This is a genomic window from Thiolapillus sp. (assembly GCF_048562965.1).
Classification (GTDB): Bacteria; Pseudomonadota; Gammaproteobacteria; order Chromatiales; family Chromatiaceae; genus Thiolapillus; species Thiolapillus brandeum_A.
On record NZ_JBHNMF010000970.1, the window covers coordinates 1 to 1062 of the forward strand.

1 protein-coding gene is annotated in these 1062 nt (G+C 54.1%); it reads left to right on the forward strand.

What is annotated here, in order from left to right; all coding sequences use genetic code 11:
* The coding region (locus ACOCD2_RS21560) for a hypothetical protein (RefSeq protein ID WP_419626084.1) at positions 1-546 on the forward strand (546 nt) is incomplete at its 5' end.
* Positions 547-1062 lie beyond the last annotated feature (516 nt).

Sequence of the window (1062 nt, forward strand, 5' to 3'; positions counted from 1 at the left end):
GAAGGCCCGGTGATGCTGTTTCTGACCACCACGGCCATCGACATTGATGAAGAGCTGCTCAATCGTTGTGTGGTGTTGAGTATCAACGAAAGCCGCGAGCAGACCGCCGCGATCCAGCAACGCCAGCGCCAGGCCAGAACCCTGTCTGGTCTGCTGGCCAGAAATGAATCTGAACACATTATCCAGCAGCACCAGAACGCCCAACGGTTGCTGAGACCGTTGGCCGTGGTCAATCCCTATGCCGAACAACTGGCCTTTGCCGACAGTCGCACAAGAACCCGGCGAGACCATGAAAAATACCTGACGCTGATCGACAGTATTACCTTGTTGTATCAGTACCAGCGTGACATCAAAACCATCGACAGGGACGGTCAGGTTATCGAATACGTTGAAGCCACCCTGGACGATATTGCCCTGGCCAATCAACTGGCCCATGACATTCTTGGCCACTCACTGGACGAGTTGCCGCCACCGACGCGGCAACTGTTGCAACACCTGCATACATTAGTTGCCAACAGGATCAAGGCTGTGTCGGGTACCATGTGATTATATTCCAAAAAGGAGCTATCCTTTGTTCCGAACCCGCCAGATATTGAACGACTGGCTCACGCAAAACCTGGAGGAAGCATAACGCCATGGTTATCCATCCACAAGCCCGTACAACACCAAAGCTGCGTGCTGAGATCAAGGCTCAACGTGATCGTAAGCAGGTGGATCTTGCCAAGCAATACAATGTTACACCACAGACTATCCGGAAATGGCAAAACCGGGATGAGTTCACCGACAAAAGCCATCGTCCTCATCGCCTGCAAACCAAACTCAGCGAACACCAGGAAATGCTGGTGGTCGAGTTGCGCAAGCTGCTGTTATTGCCTCTGGATGATCTGTTGGTCATTGTCCGAGAATTCATCCACCCAGAGGCTACCCGCTCAGGCATCCACCGCTGCCAGCCATGGAGAGCGAAGCGAAGGCTGGTAGACCCCAGTAGCCGCGAGGCCGCACTGTTTTCCCGGCGTGCCTTGCGCCAGAGGGAAAACAAAGTAGGCATCCGAACGCGGCGTC